Source organism: Chthonobacter rhizosphaerae, assembly GCF_013839525.1.
Classification (GTDB): Bacteria; Pseudomonadota; Alphaproteobacteria; order Rhizobiales; family Pleomorphomonadaceae; genus Chthonobacter; species Chthonobacter rhizosphaerae.
Genome location: NZ_JACDIS010000002.1, coordinates 347,911 through 361,498, shown reverse-complemented (window position 1 = coordinate 361,498; position 13,588 = coordinate 347,911). Strand labels below are relative to the sequence as shown.

The window sequence follows — 13,588 nt, the reverse complement described above, 5'->3', positions numbered from 1 at the left end:
CTCCGGCCGTTTCGGGCAGTGGGCATGATCGCACGCGCGCGCAGCTTCCAGTCTCCCGCCGGCCCGACTGTCGACGTCGCCGCGCCACTCGTCGTTCTGTTCGCGATTTCCGTTGTGGCGCTTCCGAAAGCCGGCGTTCTGGTCGGCGGCGATGTGCCGATCTATGCATCCGTCATAGTTGGACAGATCGTGTCGGCCGTCGGATGGCTGCTGGCGGTAAGGCACTTCGGTTGGAGCGTCGAGAAGATCGGCCTCGCCTTGATCCTGGTGGCGTCCGTCATATGGCTGGGCCATGTCCTTTCGGAAGCCTCCGGCGGAGTGCAGGCGCGGCGCGCGGCCCGACTGTTTTTCCTGTTTCTTCCACTCACGGGACTCGGCGTCTACTACTTCATGAAGTGGATCAGGATTGACGACGAGTTCCTGCACCGCAGCATCCTCTTCGCATTCTACTTTCTGATCGCATATTCCCTCCTGCAATTGCTCTTCGGTGCCGACCAGGTCGCAATCCAGTACGTCACGGCGAACTACGTCGACGAGTTCGACGAGATCATCACTCGGTCGAACGTGATCCATCGTCTCGGCGGCGAGACGTACAAATTGTTCAGCACCTATCAGAATGGCAATCTATTCTCGATCGCATTGATCATCCTATTCCCGATCGTCTTCAGCCTGGAGAAGAACATATACCTGAGGTACGTCAGCTTTATATTCCTTCATATCGTCGTCCTCTACAGCGCAAGCACGACGAGCTACATCTCGCTCCTGATCATCGATCTGCTCTTCGTGCTGTTTTTTGCGCGTCGATATCTGGTTGCCGTGATCATCGTCGCGCTTGTCCTCTTCAGCCTTGTGCTTGCGCTCAGTCTGGCGTGCGACAGCGGTGAATGCGGTGTCGTCGACCTGCTTTCGGCCAAACTGTTCGAGCGCGACCTGACCGACAACATGCGCTGGCTGAAGACCGACATGTGGCTGAGCCGCATGTCCGACAACATAGCGATCGTATTCATAGGTGAGATGTCGAACCGCTCGATCATGCCCGTGTACGAAGTACTTCCGTTCAGCATCGCTCAATACTACGGGATATTCGTTCTTGTCGGGTTCTACGCCTTCATCATCGCCGCCCTGGGACCCTGGAAACTTCGGTTGTACAAGGTCGGCTTGGTCGCCTATCTCGTCACCAGTTTCGGTAGCGGCGGCTTCTGGCTGACGCCGACGCCCTACCTGATCGGCTTCAGCCTCGGCCTTGTCGCGCGCTTGGATAGGTCCCGCCATCCGGTGCGGGTCGCAAGCACCGGGAGTTCATTCGCATGACCCCCGCCGCGCTTCTCCAGATCACCGTCAGAGCCGACATCGGCGGCGGCCCCGAGCACCTCCATCAGTTGCTCGCGCACTTGCCGGACCGCTACGAGGCTCACGTGGCCTGTCCGGACGAGCAGCCCTACCGCCAGCGCTTCGCAAGCGTCGTCGGCGCCGGGCGGCTGGTCGACGTCCCGCACCGGGCCTTCTCCCGGACCGCCCTCCTGGACCTCGCGCGCGAGGTCCGCGCCCGCGACGTCGCGCTCATCCACTCCCACGGCAAGGGAGCCGGCGTCTACGGCCGCCTCCTGTCGGCGCTCACCGGGAAACCCGCGGTGCACACCTTCCACGGCTTGCATGTCGGCGGCTACGGTCGCGCGGCGACGCTCGCCTATCTCGGCGTCGAAGCGCTGCTCGGCCTCAGAACGGCGGCCGCGATCTGCGTGTCCGAGGGGGAGCGCCGCCAGATCGCCGGCACGGGCGTGGTCGCGCCCTCCAAGCTCCGCGTCATCGAGAACGGCGTGGCGACGCCGCCGCTCCGGGCCGCCGAACCGGCCGACGACAGGCTCCATATCGTCGCCGTCAACCGCTTCGACGTCCAGAAGAACCCGGACCTCATCCTGGACATCGCGGGCTGGCTCCGGGCCGATCCGGCGTCTCCGGCGTTCAGGATCACCGTCCTCGGCACCGGCGAGCGTCTGGCCGCCTGCCGGGAGGCGGCCATGGCCCGCGGCCTCGCCGATTGCGTCCATTTCGCGGGCCCGTGCGCCGCCCCGAGAGCGGTGTTCCGCACGGCGCACGCCTTTCTGTCAACCTCGCGCTGGGAGGGCATGCCGCTCGCGGTGCTCGAGGCCATGTCGGAAGGGCTTCCGGTCGTGGCGACCGACGTGGTGGGAAACCGCGACGTGGTCGCCCACGGGGTCAACGGGTTCCTCTTCCCCAGCCAGGACGGGGCGGCCGGCGCCGATGCGGTCCGACGGCTCGCGGACCGCGCCCTTCGCTTGTCCTTCGGCAGGACGGGCCGGCGTCTCACCGAGGAGCGCTTCTCCGTCGCCCGCATGGCGCAGCGGACCGCCGAGGTCTACGACCAGGTCCTCGCCCGATCGTCCGGCCGCGCCTCGGGCGTTCTCCGTCCCCACCGCATGTCGCCGGCGCGAGCCGAACGCGCCGTCGAGACGCACTCGCCATGACCCCGTCGAGACGCCCACGGGGCGGGGCGCCGACTTGCACGGCGCGACGGCAACTAGTAACAAATGACACAGGTGTACAGTCCTTGGGCGGCGGTCTTGCGCCCTATGCGCGCGTCATGCCGACCACCGCGTTCCCCGGCCGACCCGCGGGCAGGCGGTCGGCTCGATCGGCGGCTCCTCACGATATCCGGCTTTCGCCGGGCGCGCGGCGGGGCCGGATGGCCGGCATCCGCCTCGCCATCTCCAGTCCTCATCGTCGTTTTGGTGTTCATGTCCAGCAAGCCCGCTCCTGATCAGGGTTCCATGCCGTCGCAAACCCATGGGTCGTCTGGGCCGTCCGGAACCTCCCGGGCCTACGGCCATTCGGCCGAGCCCCTCGACGAACTCACCGTCGATCTCGACCAGTTCGTCGCGGCCGCCGGGCGTCAGATGCCGGTCATCGTGGCGGGCGGCATCGCAGGCCTTCTTCTCGGCCTCGTCTTCATCTTCGGCAGTCAGCCGCTCTACACCGCCACCACCCAGCTTCTCGTCGACGACCAGCAGATCCGCTTTGCCGAAAGCGAGACCGGCGTCGACATGCGCTACGACACGGCGAAGATCGACAGCCAGGTCGAGCTTCTGAAGGCCGAACGGATCGCCCTGTCGGTGATCGACCGGCTCGATCTCGCAAACGATCCGAGATTCCTCGGCATCGAGGAGTCCATCATCGACCGCGCGATCGAGCCGCTGTTCGACTGGATCGACCTGAAGGGCTCGCTCGGGATCGAACCGCCCTCCGTCTCGGACGTGGAGATGGAGAAGCGGCGCGCGGCCTTGAAGATCATCGAGACCAATCTCCAGGTGTCCCGGTCCGGCGCGACCTACGTCATCAACATCAGCTACACGTCGTCCGATCCTCGACAGGCGGCGCGTATCAGCAACGGCTTCGGCGACGCCTATCTGCTCGATCAGCTGGACGCCCGGTTCGACGCCGCTCGCCGCGCCGGCGACTGGATGCAGTCGCGCCTGCAGGACCTGCGGCAGAAGTCGCTCGACTCGGACCTGGCCGTCCAGCGCTTCCGGGCGGAGCACGACCTGATCGCCTCCAAGGGCACGCTCCTCGGCGACCAGCAGCTCACCGACATGAACGCCCAGGTGGCGGCCGCCCGCGCGGACACCGCCAAGGCCGAGGCGAAGGTCCGGCGGATCGAGGAGATCGTCAGCAGCGGCCAGTTGGACGCCGCCGTCAGCGAGGCGCTCAGCAACCCCGTCATCGCGGATCTCCGCTCCAAGTACCTGGACGCCGCCAAGCGTTACGCCGACATCAGCCGGACTCTCGGGCCGGAGCACGTCCAGGCCGTGAAGCTGAAGAGCGACATGGCCGGGTTCCAGACGGTGATTTTCGACGAGCTCGGCCGCATCGCCCAGAGCTATCGGAGCGAGTACGAGATCGCGAAGACGCGCCAGGCCAGCGTGGAGGCCAGCTTCGCCTCCATGGTGGGCGCGAACGCGGGCACCAACGAGACCCTCGTCACGCTGCGCGAGCTGGAGCGGGAAGCGGAAAGCTACCGCACCTTGTACGAAAGCCTCCTGCAGCGTCATCAGCAGACGGTGCAGCAACAGTCCTTCCCGGTCGGCGAGGCGCGTGTCATCACGGTGGCGATGCCGCCGAGCGAGCCGAGCTTTCCGAGGAAGCCGCTCATCCTGGCCTTGTCCCTGGTTCTCGGCGGCATGGCCGGGGTGGTCGCCGGCGCCATCCGCGAACTCGGCGATCGGGGCCTGCGCACCGGCGATCAGGTGCGCGGCGTGCTCGGGCTGGAATTCCTCGGCCTCCTGCCGCTCCAGCCCCGCCGGTCCGTGGAGACTGCGCCGAACGGCGGCGCCGACCGGTTCATCCGCACGTCCAGCGCCGTCATGCGCCAGACCCTCGACGCGCCCCTGTCGGCCTTCGCCGAGACCCTTCGGGCCGCCAAGATCGCCGCCGACCTCATGCTCGTGGAAAAGCCGGTGAAGGTCATCGGCGTCATCTCCACCTTTCCCGGCGAGGGCAAGTCCACGGTCTCGAAGAACCTGGCGTCGCTCCTCGCCAATCTCGGCGCCCGGACCCTGCTGATCGACTGCGACCTCCGCAACCCCGGGCTGACCCGTTCCGTCGCGGCGGACGCGGAGACCGGCCTCCTGGACATGCTCGTCGACGGCAAGCCGCTGGAAGCCTGCCTCCTGGTCGAGCGGGAAACGGGACTTGCCGTGCTGCCCGCCGTCGTCCGCGAGCGCGTCTCGCACACCGGCGAGCTCCTCGCCTCTCCGGCCATGCAGGCGCTGCTCGCGTCCGCCGGCGAACGGTCCGAATACATCATCGTCGATCTGCCGCCCGTCGCCCCGGTGATCGACGTGCGGGCCATCACCGACCGGATCGACGCCTTCCTGGTCGTCGTCGAATGGGGCCGGACACCCCGTCAGGCCGTTCGCGACATCTTCGTCCAGGACGAACGCCTCCGCCGCAAGTGCCTCGGCGTGGTCCTGAACAAGGTCGATATGCAGGTCCAGCGGAAGTACGAGCAATTCCGGGGCGACGGCTACCTCTATTCCGGCCGCTCCGCCTACTACGCCGAGCGCTCCTGACCCCGGCGTCGACGCCCGCTCGCCGTCAGGGCCGCCGGGTCCGGAAGAAAGTCGCCGACGCGTGTCGGATCGGCGCCGCCTCCGCCGTCCTCGGGTCACAGGGGCCGATCAGGGCTCCGGTCATCCGGGGAGAGACACATGCGTGTGATGGTTCTGGTGAAGGCGACGGCCGAGAGCGAGGCTGGCGTCGTGCCGTCGAGCGAGCTTCTTGAAGCGATGGGCCGCTACAACGTCGAGCTCGCGAACGCCGGCGTCATGCTCGCCGGGGAGGGCCTGCACCCGTCCTCCAAGGGCAAGCGGGTCGTGTTCGACGGGCCGGATCGCGCCGTGGTGGACGGGCCGTTCGGCGCGACCGGCGACCTCGTGGCCGGCTTCTGGATCTGGCAGGTGAAGGACATGGCCGAAGCCGTGGACTGGCTGAAGCGCTGCCCGAACCCCATGCCGGGTCGCAGCGAGATCGAGATCCGCCCCATCTTCGAAGCCGCCGACTTCGGCGAGGCCTACACGCCGGAGATGGCCGAGCTTGAAGACCGCATCCGCGATCAGACGTCCCGGCCAGGCGCACAAGGCTAGAGCATTCTCCGATCAAGTTGCACGACTTAATCGCCGAGAGAATGCTCCAGCTTATTGAATCCGGAGCGTTTTCTTGTCGACCTGACGATTCCGTCAGGTCGGAAAGCGCTCTAGGAGACAGGCCTGCCCGGCGCGCCGCAACCGTTCGGGCAGGCGCGGGCCCGTGTCCCGCGCCCGTCGCTCGCGCCGGCCGCGCCAGCGCGTGCCATCGTCCGGCTCAGTTTTCCACCACCACCCGCATCCGGTCGCGGCCGAAGGTCTTGGCCAGCTTGAACAGGATCCTGGCATTGTCCGGGTGAAGCCGCACGCAACCGTGCGAGGCCGGCGTGCCCAGCCGCTTCAGGTGCGGCGTCGCGTGGATCGCGTAGCCGCCGGTGAAGAAGATGGAGTGCGGCATCGGCGCGTTGTCGTATGTGCGCGAGTACCACATCGTGTGCATGCGATAGGGGGTCCAAACGCCCTTCGGCGTCCGGTAGCCCTTGCCGGCGGTGGAAACCTCCCAGGTGTGCGCCACCTCGCCGTCCACCAGCACCGTCATGGTCTGCCGGGACAGGCTGACCTTGGCGACGAGCTTCGGCCGCATGGCGATCCGGTCGGCCAGGGCCGGCTGGGGGCGCGGCTCCTCGGCCAGCGGCGCCATCTCCGCCAGCGGGTCCACCGAGGGCCTGAGGTTCGCGACCACGACCGGGTCCACGGCCGGGCGCAGGTCCGCCGTCGGCACCGGGTCGGCGCTCGTGGCCCGCACGTCCGCCATGGACGGGGCGACGGTCAGGCCGAGGCAGGGCAGGGAGGCTGCGAGGACGAGGGCTGCGGCGCGGACCATGGTCGGACCCATCTGAGGAACCGGGGGTCTGCAAATGGTCGCAGCCATGCATTGAAACGCCGCTAAAGCTTACGGTTGACGCACCGTATAATGTGCGGACCATCCCGGTTTAGGCACGGTGAACGGACCCGACCACAATGGCACTCCTCCTTCTTGGCCTCCTCGTCTTCCTCGGCGTGCATTCCGTCCGCATCGTCGCGCCGGCCCCCCGCGAGGCGGCGATCGCCCGCTGGGGCGAGGGGGCCTGGAAGCTTCTCTATTCGGTGGTCGCGGCCGTCGGCCTCGTCCTGGTGGTGATCGGCTACGGCGCGGCCCGCGAGGCGCCGATCGTCCTCTTCGATCCGCCCACCGCCACCCGGCACTTGGCGCTCCTCCTGATGCTGCCGGTCTTCCCGCTGCTCCTCGCCGCCTATCTGCCCGGGCGCATCAAGACGACGCTGAAGCACCCCATGCTGGTGGCCGTGAAGCTCTGGGCGCTCGCCCATCTCCTCGCCAACGGCACGCTGGCCGACCTCGTCCTCTTCGGCGGCTTCCTCGCCTGGGCGGTGGTCGACCGCATCTCGATCAAGCGGCACCCCCGGCAGGCGTCGGTCGGCGCGCCCGGAGGGCCGCTCAACGACGGCATCGCGGTACTCGGCGGCCTCGCGCTCTACGGGCTGTTCGTGCTCTGGGCCCACGAGGCCCTGTTCGGCGTCGCGCCGCTCGCGTGACGTTTTCGCGTCGGCACCGCCGCGCTCAGGTTGGCGCGGCTGAAGAAACCCTGTAAACGCGTGGAACCGAGGCCCGCGCCGGCGGAAAGCGCGCGCCCACAGGGGAAGGACACGGGTTCCAAGATGGCGGACATCTTCGACGAGGTCGGCGAAGACCTTCGGCGCGAGCAAATGAAGAAGATCTGGCAGCGCTACGGCGTGGTCATCATCGCCATCGCGGTGCTGATCGTCGTCGGCGTCGCCGGCTGGCGGATCTGGGAGCACTACGCCGCCACGCGCGCCGCCGAGGCAGGCAGCGCCTACATGACGGCCCTGAAGGACGCCGAGGCGGATCCCGCCGCCGCGGCCGAGCGCCTGCTCGCCTTCGCGTCCGACGCCCCCGACGGCTACAGGGTGCTCGCCCGCTTCCGCGCCGCCTCCGAGAAGGCGAAGGCCGGCGAGGTGCCGGGCGCCATCGAGGCGTTCCAGGCGCTCGCCGACGCCGCCGCCGTCCCGACCGACCTGCGCGACCTCGCCCGCATCCGCGCCGCCATGCTGGCGCTCGACGTGGAGGACCTCGCGGCCGTGAAGGCCCGCCTGGAACCGCTCGCCGCGCCCACCAACTCCTGGCGCAACGCCGCCGGCGAACTGATCGCGCTCGCTGCCATCAAGGCCGGCGACTGGGCCGAGGCGCGCACCCGCGTGGAGGCCGTCCTCGCCGACCCGGCGCTCTCCCAGGACATCCGCTCCCGGGCGGAGATCCTGCGCGCCATCATCGACGCCGAGAAGGGCCCCGCCGAGACCAAGGCGCCGGAGACCGCGTCATGACCATCCGGCCGCATCGCGCGGGCGCGCTCGTGCTCCTCGCCGCCGCGGTCGGTCTCGCCTCCTGCGCGGACGGCCCGGGCGAGACCCTGTCCGGCCTCAATCCGTTCAAGCAGGAGGAGCAGGTTCTGCCCGGCGCCCGCCGCGCCGTGCTCCCCGGCTCCGACCCGGTCGCCGCCAGCACCGGCCGCCCGGCGGTCATCGGCCAGGCCACCGCGCTCGCCGATTGGTCCCAGCCCGGCGGCACGGCCGGCAACAATCCCGGCAACGTGGCCGTCAACGGCACCGGCGCCCGCGCGTTCGCCGTCAAGGCCGGCAGCTCCGGGTCCGGCAGCGGTTTCGGCTTCGGGCTGGGCTCGTCCGCCGGCATCCGCGTCGCCGCCCGGCCCGTGATCGCGGGCGGCCGCATCTACGCCTACAGCCCAACCGGCGTCGTCAGCGCCCACGGCCTCGCCAACGGCGGCCGCGCCTGGTCGGCGGACGTCAGTCCGGACGGGGAGGACGCCGCGGTGTCCGGCGGCGGCGTCGCCAGCGAGGCCGGCCGCGTCTTCGCCGCCACCGGCTACGGCGAGCTCGTCGCTCTCGACGCCGCCTCCGGCGCCGAGGTCTGGCGCTCGCGTCTCACCGGCCCGGCCCGGGGCGCTCCCACGGCGAGCGGCGGCAAGGTGTTCGTCGTCACCCGCTCCAACAGCGTCCACGCGGTCGACGCCGCCACCGGCAAGATCCTGTGGACCGGCACCACCAGCGGCTCCGGCGCCAGCCTCGTCGGCGCGGCCAGCCCCGCCGTCGGCGGCGGGCTGGTGATCGTGCCGTCGTCCAGCGGCGAAATCCTCGCCTTCGACGTCGCCACCGGCGAGCAGAAGTGGGGCGCGTCCGTCGGCGGCGGAGCCCGCACGGCCGCCGTCACCGGCATCCAGGACGCGTCCGCCAGCCCGGTGATCAACGACGGCGTCGTCTATGCCACCGGCATCAGCGGCCGCGTCATCGCGGTGCGCCTCGCCACCGGCGAGGAGATCTGGGCCAAGGACATCGGCAGCGCCCACATGCCGGTGGTCTCCGGCGGCGCGGTCTTCCTGGTCGACCTCGACGATCGCCTCGTGGCGCTCGACCGGTCGTCCGGCGACGTGCTCTGGGCCACCCAGCTCCCCGTCGTCCGCGACAAGAAGACCCGCACCAGCTGGGCCGGCCCGCTCCTCGGCAGCGGCCGCCTCTGGCTCGTCTCGGTGGATGGCAAGCTCATCACGGTCGACGCGGTGTCCGGCGTCGCCGGCACCACGGCGGCGATCGGCGTCGAGGGCGTCATCGCGCCCGTCGCGGCCGGCGGCACCGTCGTCGTCCTCGGTGGCGACGGGTCGCTGGTGGCGCTGAACTGAACCGCGGCGGGGATCGACCGGCGGGTTTCGCCGTTGTCTCCGACCCGGATGATCCACGGCACCCGCAAGGACGCCCCGCCGGGCGACCGGGTGCCGTTCTCGTTTGTTTGTTGAGGCTGCGGCCGCGAACGGCGCCGCACCGCCTCCAGGAGGAGTTCCCGACATGCCCATGACCCCGACCGTCGCCATCATCGGCCGGCCGAACGTCGGCAAGTCCACGCTCTTCAACCGCCTCGTCGGCAAGAAGCTCGCGCTCGTGGACGACACGCCCGGCGTCACCCGCGACCGGCGCATCGGCGACGCCAAGCTCGGCGACCTGCGCTTCCAGGTGATCGACACCGCCGGCCTGGAGGAGGCGGATCCGGAGAGCCTGGAGGGCCGCATGCGTGCCCAGACGGAGACCGCCATCAAGGAAGCCTCGGCCATCCTGTTCGTCATCGACGCGCGGTCCGGCCTGACGCCCCTCGACAAGCACTTCTCCGAAGTGGTCCGCCGCATCGACCGGCCGGTCATCCTGGTCGCCAACAAGGCGGAGGGCCGGCAGGCCGAGCCCGGCATCATGGAGGCGTTCGAGCTCGGCCTCGGCGAGCCCATCGCCCTCTCCGCAGAGCACGGCGAGGGCCTCGCCGACCTCTACGACGCGCTCCGCCCGATCATCGACGCCCAGCCGGACGCCCCGCCCGACTTCTCCGACGAGGCGGTCACCGGCATCGACCTCGACGAGGAGGGCAACGCGATCGTGGACGATCCGGTGCGCCCCCTCCGCATCGCCGTGGTCGGCCGCCCGAACGCCGGCAAGTCCACGCTCATCAACCGCCTCGTCGGCGAGGACCGGCTCCTCACCGGCCCCGAGGCCGGCATCACCCGCGACTCCATCGCCGTGGACTGGTCCTGGAAGGGCCGCGAGGTGAAGCTCTTCGACACCGCGGGCCTGCGCCGCAAGTCGCGCGTCTCCGCCAAGCTGGAGAAGCTCTCCGTCGCCGACGCGCTCCGCGCCATCAAGTTCGCCGAAGTGGTTGTCGTCCTCCTCGACGCCACCATCCCGTTCGAGAAGCAGGACCTCCAGATCGCCGACCTCGTCATCCGCGAGGGCAGGGCGATCATTATCGGCCTCAACAAGTGGGACCTCATCGAGGACCGCAGCGCCAAGATGAAGGAACTGCGCGAGGAGGCCGACCGGCTGCTCCCGCAGGCTCGCGGGCTGCAGCTCGTCCCCGTCTCCGGCCTCGCCGGCCAGGGCCTCGACCGCCTGATGGACGCCTGCGTCAAGGCCTACGACCTCTGGAACACCCGCATCTCCACCGGCCGCCTGAACCGCTGGCTGTCGGCGCTGATCGAGCATCATCCGCCCCCGGCCGTGTCCGGCCGCCGCTTGAAGATCCGCTACATGACCCAGGCGAAGACGCGTCCGCCCTTCTTCGTCCTGTTCGGCACCCGCCCGGAGGCCATGCCGGAGAGCTACATGCGCTATCTGGTCAACGGCCTGCGCGAAACCTTCGACATGCCCGGCGTGCCGATCCGCATCCAGATGCGCTCCACCGGCGACAACCCCTACGACAGCAAGGACTGACCGGTCGCCGCCGGCCGTGAAACCCGTTCGCGCCGGCGCCGTCCGCATGGAAGTGCACGTGCATCGCGACCCCGCGCCGGACGGCTATCGGTCCGTTCGTGTATCCTCTCCGCAGGAGGCGGTCATCCCGACCTTCGCCCCGCCGGTGTTCGCGATCACGACGGCCGAGCTCGACCTCTCCGGCTGGACCGAGGGCGACGACGCCGCCGCCGCCGAGGCCTGAAGCGCCCTGCGCGGACCGCGGTCGATGATCGTTGCGGCGCAGCAACACTCGTCGGGCACGTGGACGGCGGCTGTTTACCTCACGTCCATGTGACGCTCTAACAATTGAACCGCCTGCAATGTGGCAACGTTCAGCGGATGAACGCACGTCCGTCACGCTTGCGCCTCAGAAGGTTCACAATGACCAACAAGTCCCTGCCGATCGTCGAACAGTCCCGCCGGTCGGCGGTTTCGCGTCGCGTTTTTCTCGCCGGTCTTCCGCTTGCCCTGTCCGCCTGCGCCGGTGGCGGCGTGCCCATGGTGCCGGTCGTCACCGATCCCCGCCGCGACCCGCAATACCTGTCCATGTACGGCGCGATGCCGGACGAGCAGTTCCCGATTCCGGCCATCGACCTGCGCCAGATCGACCCGCGCTACTTCCGCCGCGAGGTCGGCTACGACTCCGAAGAGGCGCCCGGCACGATCGTCATCGAGCCGCACGACAAGTACCTCTACCTCGTCCAGCCGGACGGGCGCGCCATGCGCTACGGCATCGGCGTCGGGCGCGAGGGCTTCGGCTGGTCGGGTAGGGCGGTGATCCGCCGCAAGGCCGAATGGCCGAGCTGGCATCCGCCGGTGGAGATGCAGGCCCGCGACGAGAAGGCCAAGCTCTGGGCCGACGGCATGCCCGGCGGCCTGCAGAACCCGCTCGGCGCCCGCGCCCTCTACCTCTACCAAGGTGGCCGCGACACGCTCTACCGCATCCACGGCACGAACGAGCCCTGGACGATCGGCTCCAACGTGTCGTCCGGCTGCATCCGGATGATCAACCAGGACGCCATCGACCTCTACCGCCGCGTGCCGACCGGCACCGAGGTGGTGGTCCTGGAAGGCAACCCCTACTTCTCCTGAGCTTCGGCTCCGGCTCTGCCGCAGCTGTCCCGCCCCGACCGTCCGGCACCATCCGGCGGGCGGGGCACCGCTTTGTTTCTTAATCCTTTTCCGGGTCATATGCGCGCGTCTTGATCGGTTTCCCGAGGGAAGACAAACCGCTGGCGAACCGCCATAGTGGACTCGGCGAAGCATGCGACCATCGCCGAAGCGAATCGCGGCATGGGCGATCGTCCTGGACGGCCGTCCACGAACCGCAATCGACGGGAGGAAGGGATGAGGGACGAACATCGGGGCCAGCGACGTCTGGCGCGCTCCGCCATGGCCTTCGTGCTCGCCGGCGGACGGGGGAGCCGGCTGAAGGAACTCACCGACCGGCGCGCCAAGCCGGCCGTCTATTTCGGCGGCAAGAGCCGCATCATCGACTTCGCCCTCTCGAACGCGCTCAACTCGGGCATCCGGCGCATCTCCGTCGCCACCCAGTACAAGGCGCACAGCCTGATCCGGCACCTCCAGAACGGCTGGAACTTCTTCCGGCCCGAGCGCAACGAGAGCTTCGACATCCTGCCGGCGTCGCAGCGCGTCGCCGAGGACAAGTGGTATCTCGGCACCGCCGACGCGGTGACCCAGAACATCGACATCATCGAGAGCTACGCGCCCGAATACATCATCATCCTGGCCGGCGACCACATCTACAAGCAGGACTACGAGATCATGCTGGAGCAGCACTGCACGTCCGATGCGGACGTGACCGTGGGCTGCATCGAGGTCCCGCGCATGGAGGCCACCGGCTTCGGCGTCATGCACATCGACGAGACCGGCCGCATCCTCGCCTTCGTGGAAAAGCCGGCCGACCCGCCGCCCATGCCCGGCAAGCCGGACGTGGCCCTCGCCTCCATGGGCATCTACGTCTTCAAGACGGACTTCCTGCTCGATCTTCTGCGCCAGGACGAGGGCGATCCCAACTCCAGCCACGACTTCGGCAAGGACATCATCCCGCACATCGTCAAGAACGGGAAGGCGGTCGCCCACCAGTTCTCCGAAAGCTGCGTGCGCTCCACCACCGAGGAGGAGCCCTACTGGCGCGACGTCGGCACCATCGACGCCTTCTGGGAAGCCAACATCGACCTCACCGACTTCGTCCCGGCGCTCGACCTCTACGACCGCGACTGGCCGATCTGGACCTATGCGGAGATCGTGCCGCCGGCCAAGTTCGTCCACGACGAGGACGGCCGTCGCGGCATGGCCACGTCGTCGCTGGTGTCGGGGGCCTGCATCATCTCCGGCTCGCGCATCGACAAGTCGCTGCTCTTCACCGGCGTCCACGCCCACTCCTTCTCGGACCTGGAGCACTGCGTGGTGATGCCGTACGTCACCGTCAACCGGGGCGCGCGCCTGAAGCGCTGCGTCATCGACCGTGGCGTCGTCATCCCGCCGGGGCTTGTGATCGGCGAGAACCCGGAGGAAGATGCCCGCCGGTTCCGCCGCAGCGAAGGCGGCATCTGCCTGGTTACCCAGCAGATGATCGACAAGATCGCCGTCTGAGACGCAGGTCG

At 68.9% G+C, this 13,588-nt stretch carries 12 protein-coding genes; 11 read left to right on the top strand and 1 reads right to left on the bottom strand.

What is annotated here, in order from left to right; genetic code table 11:
• The first annotated feature begins 24 nt into the window (after positions 1-24).
• The 4 genes from HND91_RS05445 to HND91_RS05430 all read left to right on the top strand — a co-directional run bounded on the left by HND91_RS05445 (position 25) and on the right by HND91_RS05430 (position 5,660).
• Entirely contained in the window at positions 25-1,311 is a 1,287-nt protein-coding gene (locus HND91_RS05445) for a hypothetical protein (protein ID WP_181705512.1), read from the top strand.
• The gene (locus tag HND91_RS05440; protein ID WP_181705511.1) at positions 1,308-2,486 is read left to right on the top strand and encodes a glycosyltransferase; all 1,179 of its coding nucleotides are present in this window, start codon (positions 1,308-1,310) and stop codon (positions 2,484-2,486) included. Before HND91_RS05445 ends, HND91_RS05440 begins: the two co-directional genes overlap by 4 nt.
• A gap of 303 nt (positions 2,487-2,789) precedes the next feature.
• Positions 2,790-5,087 (top strand): polysaccharide biosynthesis tyrosine autokinase, encoded by a 2,298-nt coding sequence (locus HND91_RS05435; protein WP_181705510.1) that lies wholly within the window; start codon positions 2,790-2,792, stop codon positions 5,085-5,087.
• 138 nt (positions 5,088-5,225) lie between these two features.
• Positions 5,226-5,660, top strand: coding sequence for a YciI family protein (locus HND91_RS05430; RefSeq protein WP_181705509.1), 435 nt, complete (start codon positions 5,226-5,228; stop codon positions 5,658-5,660).
• Between the two features lie 217 nt (positions 5,661-5,877).
• On the opposite strand, the gene HND91_RS23330 is transcribed toward HND91_RS05430, so the two are convergent.
• Positions 5,878-6,495, bottom strand: coding sequence for a L,D-transpeptidase (locus HND91_RS23330; protein ID WP_425485421.1), 618 nt, complete (start codon positions 6,493-6,495; stop codon positions 5,878-5,880).
• Positions 6,496-6,620: 125 nt separating this feature from the next.
• On the opposite strand from HND91_RS23330, the gene HND91_RS05420 reads away from it, so the two are divergent.
• The 7 genes from HND91_RS05420 to glgC all read left to right on the top strand — a co-directional run bounded on the left by HND91_RS05420 (position 6,621) and on the right by glgC (position 13,577).
• Positions 6,621-7,193, top strand: coding sequence for an NnrU family protein (locus HND91_RS05420; protein WP_181705508.1), 573 nt, complete (start codon positions 6,621-6,623; stop codon positions 7,191-7,193).
• A gap of 123 nt (positions 7,194-7,316) precedes the next feature.
• On the top strand, positions 7,317-8,000 hold the full coding sequence (locus HND91_RS05415; protein ID WP_181705507.1) for a tetratricopeptide repeat protein: 684 nt from the start codon (positions 7,317-7,319) through the stop codon (positions 7,998-8,000).
• Entirely contained in the window at positions 7,997-9,370 is a 1,374-nt protein-coding gene (locus tag HND91_RS05410) for an outer membrane protein assembly factor BamB family protein (protein ID WP_181705506.1), read from the top strand. The genes HND91_RS05415 and HND91_RS05410 overlap by 4 nt, the downstream gene beginning before the upstream one ends.
• Before the next feature lie 169 nt (positions 9,371-9,539).
• Entirely contained in the window at positions 9,540-10,940 is a 1,401-nt protein-coding gene (gene der / locus HND91_RS05405; protein ID WP_181705684.1) for a ribosome biogenesis GTPase Der, read from the top strand.
• Positions 10,941-10,998: 58 nt separating this feature from the next.
• Entirely contained in the window at positions 10,999-11,163 is a 165-nt protein-coding gene (locus tag HND91_RS05400; RefSeq protein ID WP_181705505.1) for a hypothetical protein, read from the top strand.
• 179 nt (positions 11,164-11,342) lie between these two features.
• Entirely contained in the window at positions 11,343-12,053 is a 711-nt protein-coding gene (locus HND91_RS05395) for a L,D-transpeptidase (protein WP_181705504.1), read from the top strand.
• Between the two features lie 255 nt (positions 12,054-12,308).
• Positions 12,309-13,577 (top strand): glucose-1-phosphate adenylyltransferase, encoded by a 1,269-nt coding sequence (gene glgC, locus HND91_RS05390; protein ID WP_181705503.1) that lies wholly within the window; start codon positions 12,309-12,311, stop codon positions 13,575-13,577.
• Positions 13,578-13,588: the final 11 nt, after the last annotated feature.